Genomic DNA, 18,587 nt, shown 5'->3' on the forward strand with positions numbered 1-18,587 from the left:
AGATAAGGCCCTGAGCATGCTCAACACGCTGCGCAAGATCGTCCAGGAAGTGAACGCCGCCAAGGACCTGAGGGCGGCGCTGGGCATCATCGTGCAGCGGGTCAAGGAAGCCATGGGCACCCAGGTGTGCTCGGTCTATCTGCTCGACGCCGAGACCAACCGCTTCGTCCTGATGGCCACCGAGGGCCTGAACAAGCGCTCCATCGGCAAGGTCAGCATGGCCCCCAACGAGGGCCTGGTGGGCCTGGTCGGCACCCGCGAGGAGCCGCTGAACCTGGAGAACGCCTCCGAGCACCCGCGCTACCGCTACTTCGCCGAGACCGGCGAGGAACGCTACGCCTCCTTCCTCGGCGCCCCGATCATCCACCACCGCCGGGTGATGGGCGTGCTGGTGGTGCAGCAGAAGGAAAAGCGCCAGTTCGACGAAGGCGAGGAAGCCTTCCTGGTGACCATGAGCGCGCAGCTGGCCGGGGTCATCGCCCACGCCGAGGCCACCGGTTCGATCCGCGGCCTGGGCAAGCTCGGCAAGGGCATCCAGGAAGCCAAGTTCGTCGGCGTGCCCGGCGCCCCCGGCGTGGCCGTGGGCAAGGCCGTGGTGGTGCTGCCGCCGGCCGATCTGGAAGTGGTCCCGGACAAGCCCATCGACGACGTCGAGGCCGAGGTCGAGCTGTTCAAGCAGGCCCTGGAAGCCGTCCGCGAAGACATGCGCAACCTCTCCAGCAAGCTGGCCACCCAGCTGCGCAAGGAAGAGCGCGCGCTGTTCGACGTCTACCTGATGATGCTCGACGACGCTTCCATCGGCCAGGAGGTCAAGCGCATCATCCGCTCCGGCCAGTGGGCCCAGGGCGCCCTGCGCCAGGTGGTGATGGAGCATGTCGCGCGCTTCGAGCTGATGGACGACGCCTACCTGCGCGAGCGCGCCTCCGACGTCAAGGACATCGGCCGGCGCATCCTCGCCTACCTGCAGGAAGAACGTAAGCAGACCCTCACCTACCCCGACCAGACCATCATCGTCAGCGAGGAACTGTCCCCGGCGATGCTCGGCGAGGTGCCCGAAGGCAAGCTGGTGGGGCTGATCTCGGTGCTCGGCTCGGGCAACTCCCACGTGGCCATCCTCGCCCGCGCCATGGGCATCCCCACGGTGATGGGCGCGGTCGACCTGCCGTATTCCAAGGTCGACGGCATCGACCTGATCGTCGACGGCTACCACGGCGAGATCTACACCAACCCGTCGCCGCAGTTGGTCAAGCAGTACGGCGAAGTGGTCGCCGAAGAGAAGGAACTGAGCAAGGGCCTGGCCGCGCTGCGCGAGCTGCCCTGCGAGACCCTCGACGGCCACCGCATGCCGCTGTGGGTCAACACCGGCCTGCTGGCCGACGTGGCCCGCGCCCAGGAGCGCGGCGCCGAGGGCGTTGGCCTGTACCGCACGGAAGTGCCGTTCATGATCAACGACCGCTTCCCCAGCGAAAAGGAGCAGTTGGCGATCTACCGCGAGCAGCTCTCGGCCTTCCACCCGCTGCCGGTGACCATGCGCACCCTGGACATCGGCGGCGACAAGGCGCTGTCCTACTTCCCGATCAAGGAAGACAACCCCTTCCTCGGCTGGCGCGGCATCCGCGTCACCCTCGACCACCCGGAAATCTTCCTGGTGCAGACCCGCGCCATGCTCAAGGCCAGCGAGGGCCTGAACAACCTGCGCATCCTGCTGCCGATGATCTCCGGCACCCACGAGCTGGAAGAGGCGCTGCACCTGATCCACCGCGCCTGGGGCGAGATTCGCGACGAAGGCGTGGACATCCCCATGCCGCCGATCGGCATGATGGTGGAAATCCCCGCGGCGGTGTACCAGACCCGCGAACTGGCGCGCCAGGTGGACTTCCTCTCGGTCGGCTCCAACGACCTGACCCAGTACCTGCTGGCGGTTGACCGCAACAACCCGCGGGTGGCCGACCTCTACGACTACCTGCACCCGGCGGTGCTGCAGGCGCTGAAGAAGGTGGTCGACGACGCCCACCTCGAAGGCAAGCCGGTGAGCATCTGCGGCGAGATGGCCGGCGACCCGGCGGCGGCGGTGCTGCTGATGGCCATGGGCTTCGACTCGCTGTCGATGAACGCCACCAACCTGCCGAAGGTGAAATGGCTGTTGCGCCAGATCACCCTGGGCAAGGCCCGCGAACTGCTCGGCCAACTGATGACTTTCGACAACCCGCAGGTGATCCACAGTTCCCTGCACCTGGCATTGCGCAACCTCGGCCTCGGCCGGGTGATCAACCCCGCGGCGACCGTCCAGGGCTGACCTGGAGCGCCGCACTCCCCGGAGCTGAGTCGTCCCTGGGGCCCTGTACAACCGGCAGCGCCGGGAGAAGGCTTATGGACGAGCAGCAAGCGCTCGCGGGCGACCGCGAAGCCATCGAGAAGACCCTCCGCTATGCCCTGGAGATCGTCAGCGACGGCATCTGGGACTGGGACATCCGCAGCAATGACGTCAAGCGCAGCCCCGGTTGGTACCGCATGCTCGGCTACCCCATCGATGGCCTGCCGGAAAACGTCGCCACCTGGCACTCGGTGATCCACCCGGACGACTTCCCCCGCGTCATGCGCAGCTTCCAGGCCTACCTGGACGGCCGGCAGGCGGCCTACGCCGAGGAATACCGCTGCCTCTGCGCCAATGGCGAATACCTGTGGATAAGGGACCATGGCCGCTTCGTCGAATTCGACGACCAGGGCCGCGCCACGCGGATGATCGGCGCCCACCACAACATCCACGAGCGCAAGCTGATCGAGCTGGAACTCAAGCGGCGCAACGAGGAGCTGCACGAACTCAACCGCAACCTGGAACAACTGGTCGAACAGCGCACTGAGGCCCTGCGCCAGGCCAACCTGGCCCTGGCCGAACAGGCCGCGGTGGCGGTGCGCCTGAGCGAGACCGACCCGCTGACGCAGATCTACAACCGGCGCCGCTTCGAAAGCAGCCTGCAGCAGGAATGGCAGCGCCTGCAGCGCTACGACCAGCCGATCAGCCTGCTGATGTTCGACCTCGACCACTTCAAGCGCATCAACGACCTCTTCGGCCACCCGGTCGGCGACCGCGTGCTGGTAGCGGTGACCCAGGCGGTGCGCCGGACCTTGCGCGAGGAGGACTGCTTCGCCCGCTGGGGCGGCGAGGAATTCATCGTGCTGCTGCCGAACACCCCGCTGGCCTCCGCCAGCCGCCTGGCCGAGCGCCTGCGCCTGCACATCCGCGAGGCCTGCGCCGAGCTGGAACAACCGCTCACCGCCAGCTTCGCCCTGGCCGGCATGCGCCGCGCCGAACCCCTGGAAAACCTGCTGCGCCGCCTGGATGACGCCCTCTACCGGGCCAAGCGCCTGCGCGATGCCATCGAGGTGTGCTAGGCCTCGGTGCATGGTGTAGGCGCAATTGCCCTACCGGCTGCGCCGAGGTGTTTTTCGTAGGATGGGTTGAGCTTGCGAAACCCATGCGGTGGCGGTGATGGGTATCGCTTCGCTCAACCCATCCTACGGGGCTGCGCGATGCCATCGAGGTGTGCTAGCGCGCATCGGACGTGATGTAGGAGCGGGCCCTGCCCGCGATTTCGCGCGCAGGGCGCGCTCCTACATGGGATTGGCGCGGTAGGTTGACCATCGCGGACGGAGTCCGCTCCTACAAAACCAACCTTCCCCTAGGCGTTGAGCTCCAGACGAACCTCGCCCAGATGGGCCCCCTCCGGCCCGAAGCTGCGCTCGATGAACTCCCGGCGCCCGTCGGCATGCACGCGCAGCACGCTGCTGGCGCGGGTGCCGTAGTTGGCGCTGGCGATGAACACGCTGGACAGCAGGCGCTCGGTGGCCAGGCCGACGCCGGTTTCCGGCAGCCGTTCGTCGTCGGGGCGCTCGCGGTCGCCGAGCAGCCCCAGCAGCGCCCCGGGCTCGGCTTCGTCGAGGTGTTCCTCCAGCGCGGCGCGGGCACGCAGCAGCTTGGGCCAGGGCGTATCCAGCGAAGCGTTGGACAGCCCGTGCAGCCCGGCAGGCAATTCCCGCGGCTCGCCATCACGGGGGTTGAAGTAGCAAAGCTGGCGGGCATCGCCGACCAGCAGATTGAAGCCGGAATACTCGGCGGCGCGGCGCTGCACCTCGGCCAGGTAATCCAGCGGCGCCTGACGGCCACGCAGAAAACCGGCCACCAGCTCGCCGCGGGAGCGCGGCCCCAGCGGCTGGCTCGGATCACGCACGTTGGTCAGCGCCGCGAAGCGCCCGCCAGGCCCCAGCCCCATCCAGGTACCCCCGGCCTCCAGATCGCGCCCGGCATACACGCCCGGCGCATCCTCCCACGCCGCCAGCGGCAGGGTGGGGCGGGCATAGAACTCGTCGCGGTTGGCCGCGACTATCAGCGGCATGGCGTGTCCGGGGCGCCAGGCAAGGACGATCAGGCACATGCTGCGAGCCATCGGCTGGTGATCCCCGCAGGGTAGGGGACTGGATATGGAAGCTCAATAGTGATGGTTCAAATGATGGCACTTAAATTTCTTGGTGATATCAACCTCAAGCTTTCGCTAACAGAACTACCTGTGCGATGCGGAAAAGCGGATGTGAATTGCTTCCGATTTTTCGCAACAACATACAGGCGGGTTGCAAAAGACCCACTATTCCTTGGCTTCGCTGTATTGCACGGTTAATGGGAGTTTCCGAGAAACAGGCAGTACTTTTGATGTTAATTTGATATTGCGCTTGTAAGTTATTGCTTACACAGAATGAAGGAAATGGTCCATTTCGTAACTTTTGGTTTCTCAGGTAACTTTCGCCCCTCCCAAGGATCCGGGTAACCCTTCAGTGGACGAAGTTCGTGGAAAACATTGAAACAGCCAGCCTGAAAGAGCGCGCCAAGAAGAAACTGGAGCGCGACGCCGGCCCCCTGATTATCGATGCCTTGAACGATCCACAAACCGTGGAGCTGATGTGCAACGGCGACGGCAAGTTGTGGGTCGAGAAACTCGGGCAGCCGATGAGCCATATTGGCACCCTGCGACCGGCCCAGGCCGAGTCCATCATCAAGACGGTAGCGGGCTTCCATGGCAAGGAAGTGACCCGCAGCAAGCCGCTGCTGGAAGGCGAGTGGCCGCTGGATGGCTCGCGCTTCGCCGGGCAGCTCCCGCCCGTGGTGCGGGCTGCTACCTTCGCGATCCGCAAGAAGGCGGTGTCCATCTATACCCTCGACCAGTACGTCGAGTCGAGAATCATGACGCCGGCCCAGTGTGCCGCGATCAAGAAAGCCATTCGTGATCACCGCAACATCCTGGTGATCGGCGGTACCGGTACCGGCAAGACCACCCTGGTCAATGCGGTCATCAACGAGATGGTCGTGGAGTTCCCCAGCGAGCGCGTGTTCATCATCGAGGACACCGGCGAGATCCAATGCGCTGCGGCGAATTTCGTGCAGTACCACACCACCCTCGACGTGAGCATGACCCACCTGCTCAGGACATCGTTGCGCATGCGCCCGGACCGCATCCTGGTCGGCGAGGTGCGCGGCGAAGAGGCGCTCGACCTGATCGACGCCTGGAACACCGGCCACCCGGGCGGCGCCGCGACGCTCCACGCCAACAGCGCCGCCGAAGGGCTGACGCGCCTGAAATCGCTGGTGTCCCGCAACAAGTCGGCACCTGCCGATATCGAGCCGCTGATTGGCGAGGCGGTTCATGTCGTCATCTCCATCGCCAGAACCCCGGAAGGCCGTCGCATCCAGGAAGTCCTCGAGGTTTCCGGATACGAGAACGGCCGTTATCTCCTGCACAACCTGTAAGGAAACAGAGCAAATGCAAGGCATCCCGTGCAAATCGCGTTTTTCCGGCCCGGCCCTGGGCTACCTGATGTTCAGCTTCCTGCTGCTGGCCGTCATGGCCCTGCCGGAGCACGCTTTCGCCGCCTCCAGTGGCGGTGGTTCGCTGCCCTATGAAAGCTGGCTGACCAGCCTGCGCGAATCGGTAACCGGTCCCGTGGCCTTCGCCCTGTCGATCATCGGCATCGTGGTCGCCGGCGGCGTGCTGATCTTCGGCGGCGATCTCAACGGCTTCTTCCGCACCCTGATTTTCCTGGTGCTGGTAATGGCCCTGATCGTCGGCGCCAACAACGTGATGAAGAACTTCTTCGGTACCAGCGCCGAGATCGCCCAGCAAGGCCAGGGTGGCGTTGCCGAGCGTCAGGTGTAACCCATGGCGTTGCGCACGATCCCCATTCGCCGGGCCGGAAACCGGGACAACCTGTTCATGGGCGGGGATCGCGAGCTGGTGATGTTTTCCGGATTGCTCGCTTTCGCGCTGATCTTCAGCGCCCAGGAGTTGCGGGCAACGGTGGTCGGCCTGGCGCTCTGGTTCGGCTCGCTGTTCATGCTCCGCGTGATGGCCAAGGCGGACCCGAAGATGCGCCATGTCTATCTCCGTCACCGGCGCTACAAGTCGTACTACCCGGCGCGTAGCACGCCGTTCAGGGACAATCCTCCAAGTCAGGGAAGTCAATACAAATGATCGAAGGTATTGCGTACGCCATCGCAGCCCTCGGTGCCTTGCTGGTCCTGTTGCTGATCCAGCGTCTGCTGCAGGTGGACGCGGAGCTCAAGCTGAAGAAGCATCGCTCCACCGAGGCCGGCCTGGCGGACCTGCTGAATCATGCGGCCATGGTCGACGACGGCGTGGTGGTCGGCAAGAACGGCGCCTTCATGGCCGCCTGGCTGTACCGCGGAGACGACAACGCCAGCAGCACCGAGGAGCAGCGCGAGCTGGTATCGCTGCGTATCAACCAGGCCCTCGCCGGCCTGGGTAACGGCTGGATGATCCATGTCGACGCAGTGCGCCGGCCAGCACCCAATTATTCCGCCAGGGGCGTGTCGCATTTCCCGGACCGCCTGACCCTGGCGATCGACGAGGAACGCCGCGGGCTGTTCGAGTCGCTCGGCACCCTCTACGAGGGCTATTTCGTACTGACCCTCACTTATTTCCCGCCGTTGTTGGCCCAGCAGAAGTTCGTCGAGCTGATGTTCGACGACGATACCGCACCGCCGGATGCGAAGGTGCGTACGCGCAACCTGATCGAGCAGTTCAAGCGTGACTGCAACAGTGTCGAGGGCAGCCTGTCGTCGGTGCTCAAGCTGACCCGGCTGCGCGGCAACCGCATGGTCAACGAGGATGGCTCGCAGGTCACTCGCGATGATTTCCTCAGCTGGCTGCAGTTCTGCATCACCGGCATCAGCCAGCCGGTGTTGCTGCCGAGCAACCCCATGTACCTGGATTCGATTATCGGCGGCAAGGAACTCTGGGGTGGGGTAGTGCCGAAGGTCGGTCGCCATTTCATCCAGGTGGTGGCTATCGAAGGTTTCCCCCTGGAGTCAGCCCCCGGCATCCTTGCCGCCCTGGCCGAGCTGCCCTGCGAGTACCGCTGGTCCAGCCGTTTCATCTTCATGGACACCCATGAGGCGGTGAAGCACCTGGAGAAGTACCGCAAGAAGTGGAAGCAGAAGGTTCGCGGCTTCTTCGACCAGGTGTTCAACACCAACTCCGGAAACATCGACCAGGATGCCCTGGCCATGGTCCAGGATGCCGCCGACGCCATTGCCGAGGTGAACAGCGGACTGGTCGCCCAGGGCTACTACACCAGCGTCGTGGTGCTGATGGACGAGGATCGCGGGCGCCTGGAAGAGTCCGCCCGCAGCGTCGAGAAGGCCATCGAGCGCCTCGGCTTCGCTGCCCGCATCGAGTCGATCAACACCCTCGATGCCTATCTGGGCAGCCTGCCGGGCCATGGGGTGGAGAATGTGCGCCGGCCGTTGATCAACACCCTCAATCTGGCCGACCTGCTACCCACCAGCAGCATCTGGACCGGTAGCGCCGACGCGCCTTGTCCCTTGTATCCGCCGCTGTCGCCGGCGCTGATGCACTGCGTCACCAGTGGCTCGACGCCGTTCCGGCTCAACCTGCACGTGCGGGACCTGGGCCATACCTTCATGTTCGGCCCCACCGGCGCCGGCAAGTCCACCCACCTGGCGCTGATCGCCGCACAGCTGCGGCGCTATCAGGGCATGTCGATCTTCGCCTTCGACAAGGGCCTGTCGATGTACCCGCTGGCGGCCGGCATTCGCGCCGAGAGCGGTGGGAAGTCAGGTCGGCACTTCACCGTGGCCGCCGACGACGAGCGCCTGGCCTTCTGCCCGTTGCAGTTCCTGGAAACCAAGGGCGACCGTGCCTGGGCCATGGAGTGGCTGGACACCATTCTCGCCCTGAATGGCCTGGAGACCAGCGCAGCCCAGCGCAACGAGATCGGCCATGCGGTGATGACCATGTACCGCGATGGCTCCCGGACCCTGTCCGAGTTCTGCGTCATGGTGCAGGACGAGGCGATCCGCGAGACCCTGCGCCAGTACACGGTGGACGGCACCATGGGCCACTTGCTCGATGCCGAGGAAGACGGCCTGGCGCTGTCCGATTTCACTGTCTTCGAGATCGAGGAACTGATGAACCTGGGCGACAAGTACGCCCTGCCGGTGCTGCTGTACCTGTTCCGGCGTATCGAGCGTGCCCTGCTGGGCCAGCCCTCGGTGATCATCCTCGACGAGGCCTGGCTGATGCTTGGCCACCCGGTGTTCCGCGAGAAGATCCGCGAATGGCTGAAGGTGCTGCGCAAGGCCAACTGCCTGGTGTTGATGGCGACCCAGAGCCTGTCCGACGCGGCCAACTCCGGGATCCTCGATGTCATAGTCGAGTCCACCGCCACCAAGATCTTCCTGCCCAACGTCTATGCCCGTGACGAGGACACCTCGGCGCTGTACCGGCGCATGGGCCTGAACGCCCGGCAGATCGAGATCCTCGCCACTGCCGTGCCGAAGCGCCAGTACTACTACGTGTCGGAGAGCGGCCGGCGTCTCTACGACCTGGCCCTGGGACCGCTGGCCCTGGCCTTCGTCGGTTCTTCGGACAAGGAATCGGTAGCGGCCATCAAGCGCCTGGAAGCCAAGTTCGGCGACGCCTGGGTGAATGAGTGGCTCGCCGCCCGGGGACTAAGACTCAACGACTATGGAGTGGCCGCATGAGCCTCGCTGAAAGCATCAAGGGACTGGTCTTCAAGCGCCCCGCCGCCAAGGCCGCCGAGTCCAGCGCACCACGTGGCGCAGTCCTCGACAACCCCTATCTGACCGCACGCCGCACCTGGAACGATCATGTGGGCAGCGTGGTTTCCTCGCGCCAGTCCTGGCAGGTGGTGGGCATCCTCTCGCTGATGATCGCCCTGGCCGGGGTCGGCGGCATTATCCACATCGGCAGCCAGTCGAAGTTCGTGCCCTATGTGGTCGAGGTCGACAAGCTCGGCCAACCCATGGCCGTGGCGCCCGCCCAGGCCGCGGTGCCGGTGGACCTGCGCGTGCTCAAGTCGCAGGTGGCCTCCTTCGTTTCCGATGCCCGTACGGTGACGCCGGACGTGGCCCTGCAGCGCAAGTCGATCTTCCGCCTCTACGCGCTGTTGTCGCCCAACGACCCGGCGACCCAGAAGATGAACGAATGGCTCAACGGCACCAAGGACTCCAGCCCCTTCGTTCGCGCCGCCGAGGAAACCGTCAGCGTGGACATCCGCTCGGTCATGCAGCAGACCCCGGAAACCTGGCAGGTCGACTGGGAGGAAGTCACCCGTGACCGCCAGGGGCTGCTGAAGGCCAAGGCGACCTGGCGCGCTCTGGTGACCACCTACGTCGCCGAACCTACGACACAGACCAGCGAAGAACAGATGCGGATGAACCCGATCGGGACCTTCGTCCGCGATTTCTCCTGGTCCAAGCAACTCTGAGGGATCGACCATGAACCGTTACCTTTGCGCCCTGCTCGCGGCCAGTCTGCCGCTGCTCGCGCAAGCCGCGCCGGGAAGCACTGCGGCTGATCTGTATTTTTCCGATAACAACCCGACCCTGACGCCCCAGGAACAGGCGGCCATCTCCATTTCGCAGCGCTGGCAGCAGGCCAGCGCCACTGGCATCAAGCCGGTGGACGGTGGCGACGGCACCGTACGCTTCATCTACGGCGCGCAGCAGCCGAGCGTGGTCTGCGCCGTGTTGCAGGTCTGCGACATCGCCCTGCAGGCCGGTGAGCAGGTCAATTCGATCAACCTCGGCGATACCGCGCGCTGGACCGTCGAGCCGGCCATCACCGGGGTCGGCGAAACCGAGGTGCAGCACCTGATCGTCAAGCCCATGGACGTCGGCCTGGAGACCTCGCTGGTGGTCACCACCAATCGCCGCACCTACCACATCAAGCTGCGTTCGCATCGCACCCAGTACATGCCGCAGGTGGCCTTCACCTATCCGGAAGAGGCGCTGGCCAAGTGGAACCTCATCAAGACCCGCGAGGCCACCGAGCGCAGGAAGGCGACCATCCCGGAAACCGGCGAGTACCTGGGCAACCTGAGCTTCGACTACAGCATCAGCGGCGAGACTTCCTGGAAGCCGGTACGGGTCTACAACGACGGTCGCAAGACCATCATCCAGATGCCCGGCACCATGGCTCAGAGCGAAGCCCCGACTCTGCTGGTGGTCCGCAAGGACGGCGGCTGGTTCCGCGACGACGAGACGGTGATGGTCAACTACCGCGTACAGGGCGACCGCTACATCGTCGATACCGTGTTCGACAAGGCGATCCTGATCGCCGGGGTGGGCAAGTCGCAGGACCGCATCACCATCCAGCGGGGTAAATGATCATGCGCGCCAGGATGCTTTTCGCGCTGCTCGCTTGCCTTGCCGGCTGTGCCAGCGGCCCTTATGGCAACTTCACCGAGCGCAGCACACCTGCGCTCAACCAGCGCCTGGCCACTGACTCGGCGCGCCAGCTGACGGTACTTCGCCCGCCTGCCGGTACCCGCTTGCAGATCGGCCAGGAGGCCACCGACGGCTACGGTGTGGCGCTGGTCCGCTCGCTACGCGCCGCCGGCTATTCGGTGCAGGAGTTCAGCCCCCAGGCGAAGCCGAGCAGTGCCGCCAATGCCCCATTGCTGGTGAACTACATCGTCGACGCCCCCAAGAACAGCAACCTCTACCGGGTCACCCTGCAATACGGGCGGGAGTCGATCAGTCGTGCCTACATAGTGCAGAACGAAGGCCTGCAACCGGCCGGCGTCTGGGTCCGCAAGGAGTGAGTGGCGATGAGTAGCAGCAACGACGCCATGTCCCCGGACGCATCGCCCGGGACCCTTTCCCGTCGCAGTGGCGTGCGTCGGGTCAACAACTGGCCGATGTACATCATCGGTGGGGCCGCCATGCTCTTCCTGCTGATCATGCTGCTGGTCGCCGCCGACCGTGCCGAGCAACAGAGCAAGCCGGCCGAGAAGGAGGCCGAGAAGGGCGGCAACAGCAGCCTGTTCGCCCAGCAGATCAAGGGCATCGACCAGGATGGCATCATCCCCAGCAAGGCCGAGCCGCCAGCGCTGCCGACGCTTGACGATAAACCTGCGCAGCCGGCGGCCCTGCAGGTGGTGCGCCCCAGCAATCTCGACGCACCGCCGCTGCCGCCACGCGATCTGCCGCCGAACGTGGACGCCGAGGAACTGGAGCGTATCCGCCGCATGAAGATGCAGCAGTTCCAGGAGGCTGTCCGGGCCAGAAGCACGGTGCAGGTCGACGCACCGCGTAGCCGCGGCTCCAGCTCAGCGAGCGCCCCACAAACGCAGCAGGAAGCTCTCGCGCGCATCGCCGCGGCCCGCCAGCGCCTGCAGGAGCAATCGCATACCGACCCCACCGCTGCCTACAAGGCGCGCCTGGCAGAACTGCGCTCCTCTGGCCTGCTCGGCGCTAGTGGCGGTAGCGGTATGGACGGTAGCGCCTCGGACTCGCCCTTCCTGGTTCAGACTGCCGCCGCCGGGCGTGGCTACGACCAGTTCGGCAAGCAGGGCAGCGAAGACCGTTGGCGCCTGGACTCGGCCCTGGAAGCCCCGCGCTCGCCTTTCGAGCTGCGTGCTGGCTATGTGGTACCAGCGACCCTGGTCTCGGGGATCAATTCCGACTTGCCCGGACAGATCATGGCCCAGGTGTCCCAGGGCGTATATGACACGCCTACTGGCAAGTACCTGCTCATCCCCCAGGGCTCGCGTCTGGTCGGCTCATATTCCAGTGACGTCGCCTACGGCCAGTCGCGGGTGCTGGTGGCCTGGCAGCGGATCGTCTTTCCCGACGGCAAGGCCATGGACATCGGCTCCATGGCCGGCGCCGACAGTGCTGGCTATTCCGGCTTCAGCGACCAGGTCAACAACCACTACCTGCGGGTCTTCGGCTCGGCCTTCCTGATGTCGGGCATCGTCGCCGGCATCAGCCTCAGCCAGGACCGTAACAGTGACAGCTACAACGACCGGCAGACCGCCAGCAGCGCGATGAGCGAGGCTCTCGGCCAGCAATTGGGTCAGGTCACCGCCCAGATGATCGCCAAGAACCTGAACATCGCCCCGACCCTGGAAATCCGCCCGGGCTACCGCTTCAACGTCATGGTCACCAAGGACATGACCTTCTCGAAGCCGTACCAGGCCTTCGACTACTGAGCCACCTGCCAAGGAGAGCAACATGAAGCCCATGCACTTGTTGAATGCCGCCATTGCGCTATCGGCCGGTATCGGATTCGCCCTGCCGACCCAGGCCGGTATTCCCGTAATTGATGGTGGCAACCTCACCCAGAACATCATGACCGCAACCGAGTCGGTGTCCCAGACGCTCAAGCAGATCGAGCAATATCAAACCCAGTTGGAACAGTACGAGAACCAATTGCAAAACACGTTGGCCCCTGCGTCCTACATCTGGGACCAAGCTCAGGACACTATCAACAAGCTGAGCCAGGCTACCGACACGTTGGCTTACTACAAACAGCAACTCGGCAGCCTGGATGACTACCTCGGGCAGTTCCAGGACTTGGACTACTACAAGAACAGTCCCTGTTTCACCTCGGCAGGTTGTTCCGACGCCGATCGCGCTGCTCTGGAGAAGACTCAAGAGTTGGCCAGTGAGAGTCAAAAAAAGGCCAACGACGCCGTATTCCGGGGCCTGGATGAGCAACAGCGCAATCTCAAGCGCGACGCCTCCACTCTTCAGGATCTTCAGCGCAATGCCCAAGGCGCTAAGGGGCAAATGGAGGCCATCAGCTATGCCAACCAGTTGGCCAGTCAGCAGGCCAATCAGTTGCTTCAGATTCGCTCGCTGCTGATGACCCAGCAGAATGCCATTGCCACCCAGCAGCAGGCTCAGGCCGACAAGGAGTCCATGCAGCAGGCCGCCAGCGAGCGATTCTGGACAATTTCCTCACCCGACCGCAGCAAAGACCAGGGGTTTAAACCATGAAACGCACTATCGTCGCCATTCTCGCCACTGCCACCGTTTTGTTGCTGAGCGGTTGCTGGGATTCCGAGGATGAAAAGAAGGCCAAGGAACAACAGGCCGCTAGTGAAAAACTCTGGAATATCACTCCACCGGATCGAAGCAAGGATAAGGGATTCAAACCATGAGACCTTCGGTCACTCAACTTGTGATCCTCTTCGCCACGCTGCTGCTGTCTCAGACAGCAGCAGCCGAGACTGGGGGTGTTCTCAACGACGTGACCGAGGAGTTCATGCGGGCCTCTTCTGGGTGGGCCAGCACTATCAGTACCTATGCGACATGGCTGTTCTGGACGCTGGCCACAATCTCGCTGGTTTGGACCTTCGGTTTTATGGTGATGCGCAAGGCAGATATCGGTGAGTTCTTCGCCGAGTTCATCCGGTTCACCATTTTCACCGGGTTTTACCTGTGGTTGTTGCGCCATGGCCCGGAATACGCCATGGATATCATCCGGTCCTTGATGACCATTGGGTCAAAAGCCGGAGGGGTCGACACGCTGAATCCCTCCACGCCGATAAGTATCGGCTTTGACATCATCTCCAAGGCATCCAAGAACGTCAGTATCTTCAAGCCCGCTGACAGCCTGGCGATCGTCATCGTTTGTTTGATCATTTTGCTGTGTCTTGCCACTGTAGCTGCCAATGTACTGATGGTTCTGGTGACCGCATGGGTCATGGCTTATGCCGGAATGTTCGTCCTGGGCTTTGGCGGTTCGCGCTGGACCTCCGATATCGCCATAGGCTACTTCCGAGCCGTCGCTGGGATAGCCATGAAGCTACTGGCCATGACGCTAATGATCGGCATCGCCATGTCAGTCATGAACAATCTCCTGCAGAAGATTCAGGGCGGCGCCTCGGTTGAGCAACTTCTGGTTCCCTGCGTGGTGGCGTTTGTTCTCGCGATACTCATACATACCCTCCCCAACATCATCGCCGGCTTGATTCCTGGCGGCGGAGGTGCGGCATCGGCCTCCGGGTCGTTCAGTGCGGGAGCGGTGGCGGGTGCTGCTGTCGGCGCGGCCTCTACTGCTGCATCTGTCGTAGGTGCCGTCGCGTCCGGTGGCGCGTCCCTTGCGAGCAATCTGGCCGGTGGCGCTCAATCCATATATTCGGCATTCAAAGGTGCCCAGTCCAACGTCGCAGCAGGGATGGATATTGCGTCGCGAATGTCCGGCATGTTCGGTGGCGGTGGCGGTGGCGGTGGCGGTGGTGCGAGCCCTCTGGGGGGCGCCATGGGCTTGGCGTCCGCGTCGTCCGTGGGTATGGGAGGTGGTTCTGCTGTCTCTGCGGCTTCTTCCGCTGGGGGAGAATATTCTGGTGGTGGGTCGGGGGGCTCTGGTAGCTCATCGGAGGGTGCCTCGGACGGAGGCATTGGCGCCGTGGCTCAAGCAGCCGACAGTGGTGGCGGGAGCATATCGACCGAAGCAGGTGGCATGAATACCAGTGGTGATGGCCAAGGTGCAGCCGACGGCGGCGGTACAGGTGGCGGCCAGGCCAAGGGTAGCTCTGGTGGCAGTGGCGCCAGCGCCTCCTCCAGCAAGATGGGAACCGCCGGGCGTATTGCTCTGGATATGGGAGCTAACCTGGCCGCTGGTATGGGACGCATGGCCCAGTCGCGCATCGACAAATCTATGGGTGGGCAGCTCGCTACGGCCGTTTCCAACGCCGGAGCCAACGGCAATAGCGCACGTCTGGACACCAGTTCGTCCAGTCGCAGTTTCGACCCGGCCTCCGAAGTGGCGGCCTATCGCGACAGCAAACAGGAAAACAGTTGAACAAGGAGTGCTCATGACTATCGCCAGGATTCTTCCGGCGGCCGTGCTGGCCGCCAGTTTCGCCATCGCGCTGCCGGCCCAGGCCAAGGATCCGTGCGCCACCGTGCTGTGCATGTGGGGCAAGCTCAAGGGTGCCGGCACGGTGGAGAACTGTGACGGTCCGGTCGCCGACTACTTCGACATCGTCAAGAAGAGGAAGGGCAAGATCAAATTGAGCCAGACTGCGGATGCGCGCCAGTCTTTCCTCGATAGTTGCCCAAAGGCCGACCCGAGCGCGACCAAGGCGATCAACAACAAGTTCGGCAAGGTCATCTGAGGCACGTCGCCATGCCGTTCGTTGCCGACCTTCCACCCGCCGCCCTGACCGAACCCGTTGCCTGCTCGATCATGGCGGCGGTGAAATACGAGCTGCCGGTGAATATAGTGCTCGCGGTCGCCGGCCAGGAGTCCGGCAAGCCCGGGCAATGGGTGCGCAACAGCAACGGTACCTACGACGTAGGCCCCATGCAGTTCAATACCGCCTACCTGAAGGAACTTTCGCGCTACGGCATTACCGCACAGGACGTGGAGAAGGCCGGCTGCTACTCCTACGAACTGGCGGCCTGGCGCATTCGTAGCCATGTGCGCAATGACAGCGGTGACCTCTGGACCCGCGTTGCCAACTACCACTCGCGCACGCCGGAGATCAACGCCCGCTACCGCCAACTGGTGATGCGTCGTGCCGCCTACTGGGCGGACTGGCTGGATGCGCGCTTCGTCACTCAGCAAGTAGCGCAGGACGGGGTGACCTCAGGAGCCTCGCCAGGCCCTGCCAGCGTTGCCCAGGTTGCTGCGCAAGCCACGCCACAAGGGCATGGCGCCAATGCACATGTCGCCTTCCCGCGAGAGTCCGTTTCAGGTTACGTGCCGAGGTCTCTGTTGCTGGGGAGCAATCACCAATGACCGTGGTCAGAGGTTCCGCGGAGTTCATCCGCGCCTGCCTCGAAAGGGTACGACATGCACAAGGACCCACTGCAATGCGGATACAGGGAGTGATCGCTTGAATCAACCGACCATCGCTGCGAGCGTCGCCACCGCGCAGCCAGGATCGCGCCGGCCGGCGAAGGCCTGGGGCCGCTTGCGCCCGGGTTCGCTGGTGCCTCTCGTGCTGGGAGCCTGCCTGCTCCTGCCGATCACACCTTCTGCGCTTCACGCCAAGGAGTTTTCCATGAAAGACAAGCAAGGCCATTACCAGCCCTATACCCCCGGAATGAAACTTCCCGACGGCGTCTTCCCGCCCATGCAGGGATATACCCATGAGGACCTGATTTTCGCGGCCGCCACGCGCGTTGAAGACTTTCTCAAGGCGCAGAATGTCGATCCCACGTTGACTCGCGAGACGCTGTTCGCCCTGGCCGCCCACCTCAAGGCCAAGTTCGAGGAAGAGGGCGTCGAGTACCAGATCGCCAGTTGGTATCAGAAGCCTTATGACGACCCCTCGGCACGGAACCGCAGTGTAGAGCGAATGGGCGAAGACTTCGGTGGCGCTGCCGTGGATGCCGCGGCCGATTCGCTAAAAGGCTCACCCCTGCTTCTCAAGGGGCGGGAGTTCTACCAGGCATTCATCAGGGCGGCTGGCGATGGCGTCCACGATCTGATCGTGACCCTCAACAAGCCAGGCTCCTGACAGCGCTGCGGCAAGGGCGCTCCTGAAGGCGGAGCCTGTTCTACCGTTGGAGTGGTTCATAGGGATGTGACATGAGCGATGCATTGCGCTTCACGGTGTATTTCGATGGCACCGGCAACAACAAGGACCTGAATACACCCGAGGGCACGCATACCAATGTGGCCCGGCTCTACGAGCTCGATACGGCCAAGGGCACCAACCTGGCTCGCAATTCCGGGCACGAGCCGCTCACGTACGATGCCCATGATAGGTCGGGGCAGTCGGAGAAGGTTTATTTCGACGGCGTCGGCAGCCAGGCCAGGATCACGCCACGATCGCTGTTGGAGGGGGGCACCGGTCTGGGCGGCGACTCGCGGATCGAGCAGGCCTACGAGGCCATAGTCGCTTTCCACAATAAATACCCGGACCAGAAGGTCGATGTGAACATCGTCGGCTTCAGTCGAGGTGCGGCACAGTCCCGCGCGCTCGCCAACGAGTTCATCGAGCGTGGCGTGCCGAAGCTGGATGGCCAGGGGCAACCCACGGGCGACTTCCTGATTCCGCCGGGCCAGGCCCATGTGCACAAGCTGGGCATCTTCGACACCGTGGCCTCTTATGGCAACGCGATGTCCGATACCCATCTGGGGAAGAACCTGGAGATTGGCAAGAACGTCGACTCGACCACCCACCTGGTGGCGATGAACGAATACCGCGATACCTTCCGCCTGACCAGCGCTCTGCGCAACGACGACAACTCGCGTATCGAGGAGCTGAAGTTCGCCGGAGCGCATTCGCAGGTCGGTGGCGGTTACCGCAACGATGTGCTGGCGGCAGGACCGCTGGCGGTGATGTATGACCGTCTGCAGGCTGCCGGTATCGAGATGAAGCCGATGCAGCAGGAAGACGTGCAACGCATCGGGCAGTACAACGAACTGATCAAGAACCCGGACAAGGTCCAGGAGGCGTTGATCGATTCGCGTCTGAAGGCGGGTAACGAGGCTTTCACCCGCGGCGCGGATGGCTCGTTCCAGACAGTGGACAACACGCCGTTTCCGATGGAGCGAGGCACGGTCAACCTCTTTGACCGGCAAAACCGGCCCTTCGAGCACCAGGCCAGCGGGCGAGGAGTCATCTTCGAGAACGACAATTCACTCAGCAAGCCCGGCATTCAGCGAGGCGTAGAGTCAGTCGGCAACTGGTTCTCCAAAGTTGGAGAACAGCTCAAGGACCGAATGGCTGAGTACACCGGAGTGCGGACTCGTTCCGAACGAACGGAGGCGCGCGGGCAGGATGATTTCGATCGAGCGTTGGCAGAATATCAAAAGGCTTCCCGCCAACAGACTGAAGAGCTGGCCAAGTCAATGGCAGCGTCTCGTCCGGAGCGGGGGTATATCAGCAACCTCGATCTGCAGCAGGTACCGGTACCGCCCGGGAGCGAACCGCAACTCAAGACCGATTCCCAGGCCTCGCAGCGCACCCACTCTTTCAAGGCCATGGAAGACAAGGCGCGTGCGCTCAATCCTTCTGCCAGCGTCAGCGAAGCCTCCCAGAGCGGCCGCAAGGCCTTCAGCGGGCTGGTGGTGGACATGGACGAGCACCACATCCTGCAGAAGATCGGCCAGACCAACGAGTTCGTCATCCATGACCGCCGCGACTGCGATCCGAACCGCACCTACCAGGTCGGCAGGAGCACGGCGATTGTCCACGGCAAGGGCATGGACGACCTGAGTCGCTCCCAAGCGCCGAAGCTGGAGCTGGACGCCGGCCTGGGCAAGGCGATCCGTCGCTGAGTG

The 18,587-nt window shown here is 63.6% G+C and carries 18 protein-coding genes; 17 read left to right on the top strand and 1 reads right to left on the bottom strand.

Going from position 1 to position 18,587, the window contains the following annotated elements:
• Nucleotides 1–16 precede the first annotated feature (16 nt).
• Together ptsP and RN02_RS24315 are read left to right on the top strand one after the other, a co-directional pair.
• Nucleotides 17–2,296 carry a phosphoenolpyruvate--protein phosphotransferase gene (gene ptsP, locus RN02_RS24310; protein ID WP_009613924.1) on the top strand — a complete coding sequence of 760 codons (2,280 nt, stop codon included), beginning with the start codon at nt 17–19 and terminating at the stop codon, nt 2,294–2,296.
• A gap of 74 nt (nt 2,297–2,370) precedes the next feature.
• Nucleotides 2,371–3,393 carry a sensor domain-containing diguanylate cyclase gene (locus RN02_RS24315; RefSeq protein WP_043317478.1) on the top strand — a complete coding sequence of 341 codons (1,023 nt, stop codon included), beginning with the start codon at nt 2,371–2,373 and terminating at the stop codon, nt 3,391–3,393.
• Nucleotides 3,394–3,680: 287 nt separating this feature from the next.
• Here the strand turns inward: RN02_RS24315 and RN02_RS24320 are convergent, their stop codons facing one another.
• A complete protein-coding gene (locus RN02_RS24320) occupies nt 3,681–4,433 on the bottom strand; it encodes an NRDE family protein (protein ID WP_043317480.1) in 753 nt (250 codons plus the stop codon).
• Nucleotides 4,434–4,840: 407 nt separating this feature from the next.
• On the opposite strand from RN02_RS24320, the gene trbB reads away from it, so the two are divergent.
• From trbB to RN02_RS24390, 15 genes are all read left to right on the top strand, one after another.
• On the top strand, nt 4,841–5,797 hold the full coding sequence (gene trbB, locus RN02_RS24325) for a P-type conjugative transfer ATPase TrbB (protein WP_043317482.1): 957 nt from the start codon (nt 4,841–4,843) through the stop codon (nt 5,795–5,797).
• 13 nt (nt 5,798–5,810) lie between these two features.
• Nucleotides 5,811–6,203, top strand: coding sequence for a conjugal transfer system pilin TrbC (gene trbC, locus RN02_RS24330; protein WP_043317485.1), 393 nt, complete (start codon nt 5,811–5,813; stop codon nt 6,201–6,203).
• A gap of 3 nt (nt 6,204–6,206) precedes the next feature.
• Entirely contained in the window at nt 6,207–6,518 is a 312-nt protein-coding gene (locus RN02_RS24335; protein WP_043317487.1) for a conjugal transfer protein TrbD, read from the top strand.
• Nucleotides 6,515–9,073 carry a VirB4 family type IV secretion/conjugal transfer ATPase gene (locus RN02_RS24340; protein ID WP_043317489.1) on the top strand — a complete coding sequence of 853 codons (2,559 nt, stop codon included), beginning with the start codon at nt 6,515–6,517 and terminating at the stop codon, nt 9,071–9,073. Before RN02_RS24335 ends, RN02_RS24340 begins: the two co-directional genes overlap by 4 nt.
• The gene (locus RN02_RS24345) at nt 9,070–9,819 is read left to right on the top strand and encodes a conjugal transfer protein TrbF (protein WP_043317491.1); all 750 of its coding nucleotides are present in this window, start codon (nt 9,070–9,072) and stop codon (nt 9,817–9,819) included. The genes RN02_RS24340 and RN02_RS24345 overlap by 4 nt, the downstream gene beginning before the upstream one ends.
• Before the next feature lie 10 nt (nt 9,820–9,829).
• On the top strand, nt 9,830–10,720 hold the full coding sequence (trbG, locus tag RN02_RS24350) for a P-type conjugative transfer protein TrbG (RefSeq protein ID WP_043317493.1): 891 nt from the start codon (nt 9,830–9,832) through the stop codon (nt 10,718–10,720).
• Between the two features lie 2 nt (nt 10,721–10,722).
• Nucleotides 10,723–11,157: a hypothetical protein gene (locus RN02_RS24355; protein WP_043317625.1), complete on the top strand. Its 435-nt coding sequence runs from the start codon at nt 10,723–10,725 to the stop codon at nt 11,155–11,157.
• 6 nt (nt 11,158–11,163) lie between these two features.
• Nucleotides 11,164–12,549, top strand: coding sequence for a TrbI/VirB10 family protein (locus RN02_RS24360; RefSeq protein ID WP_043317495.1), 1,386 nt, complete (start codon nt 11,164–11,166; stop codon nt 12,547–12,549).
• A gap of 22 nt (nt 12,550–12,571) precedes the next feature.
• Nucleotides 12,572–13,339, top strand: a complete 768-nt coding sequence (gene trbJ / locus RN02_RS24365; RefSeq protein ID WP_082033878.1) for a P-type conjugative transfer protein TrbJ — start codon at nt 12,572–12,574, stop codon at nt 13,337–13,339.
• On the top strand, nt 13,336–13,503 hold the full coding sequence (locus RN02_RS33780; RefSeq protein ID WP_161796259.1) for a hypothetical protein: 168 nt from the start codon (nt 13,336–13,338) through the stop codon (nt 13,501–13,503). Before trbJ ends, RN02_RS33780 begins: the two co-directional genes overlap by 4 nt.
• A complete protein-coding gene (gene trbL, locus RN02_RS24370) occupies nt 13,500–15,149 on the top strand; it encodes a P-type conjugative transfer protein TrbL (protein WP_052267833.1) in 1,650 nt (549 codons plus the stop codon). Before RN02_RS33780 ends, trbL begins: the two co-directional genes overlap by 4 nt.
• Before the next feature lie 13 nt (nt 15,150–15,162).
• Nucleotides 15,163–15,465, top strand: a complete 303-nt coding sequence (locus RN02_RS24375) for a TrbM/KikA/MpfK family conjugal transfer protein (protein ID WP_043317497.1) — start codon at nt 15,163–15,165, stop codon at nt 15,463–15,465.
• An 11-nt stretch (nt 15,466–15,476) separates the two neighbouring features.
• The gene (locus tag RN02_RS24380; RefSeq protein ID WP_043317499.1) at nt 15,477–16,091 is read left to right on the top strand and encodes a transglycosylase SLT domain-containing protein; all 615 of its coding nucleotides are present in this window, start codon (nt 15,477–15,479) and stop codon (nt 16,089–16,091) included.
• Between the two features lie 97 nt (nt 16,092–16,188).
• Entirely contained in the window at nt 16,189–16,815 is a 627-nt protein-coding gene (locus RN02_RS24385) for a hypothetical protein (RefSeq protein ID WP_236695223.1), read from the top strand.
• Nucleotides 16,816–16,886: 71 nt separating this feature from the next.
• The gene (locus RN02_RS24390) at nt 16,887–18,584 is read left to right on the top strand and encodes a phospholipase effector Tle1 domain-containing protein (protein ID WP_052267835.1); all 1,698 of its coding nucleotides are present in this window, start codon (nt 16,887–16,889) and stop codon (nt 18,582–18,584) included.
• The last annotated feature ends 3 nt before the right edge of the window (nt 18,585–18,587 follow it).

The sequence above is a fragment of the Pseudomonas sp. PI1 genome (assembly GCF_000812405.1).
GTDB lineage: Bacteria > Pseudomonadota > Gammaproteobacteria > Pseudomonadales > Pseudomonadaceae > Pseudomonas > Pseudomonas citronellolis.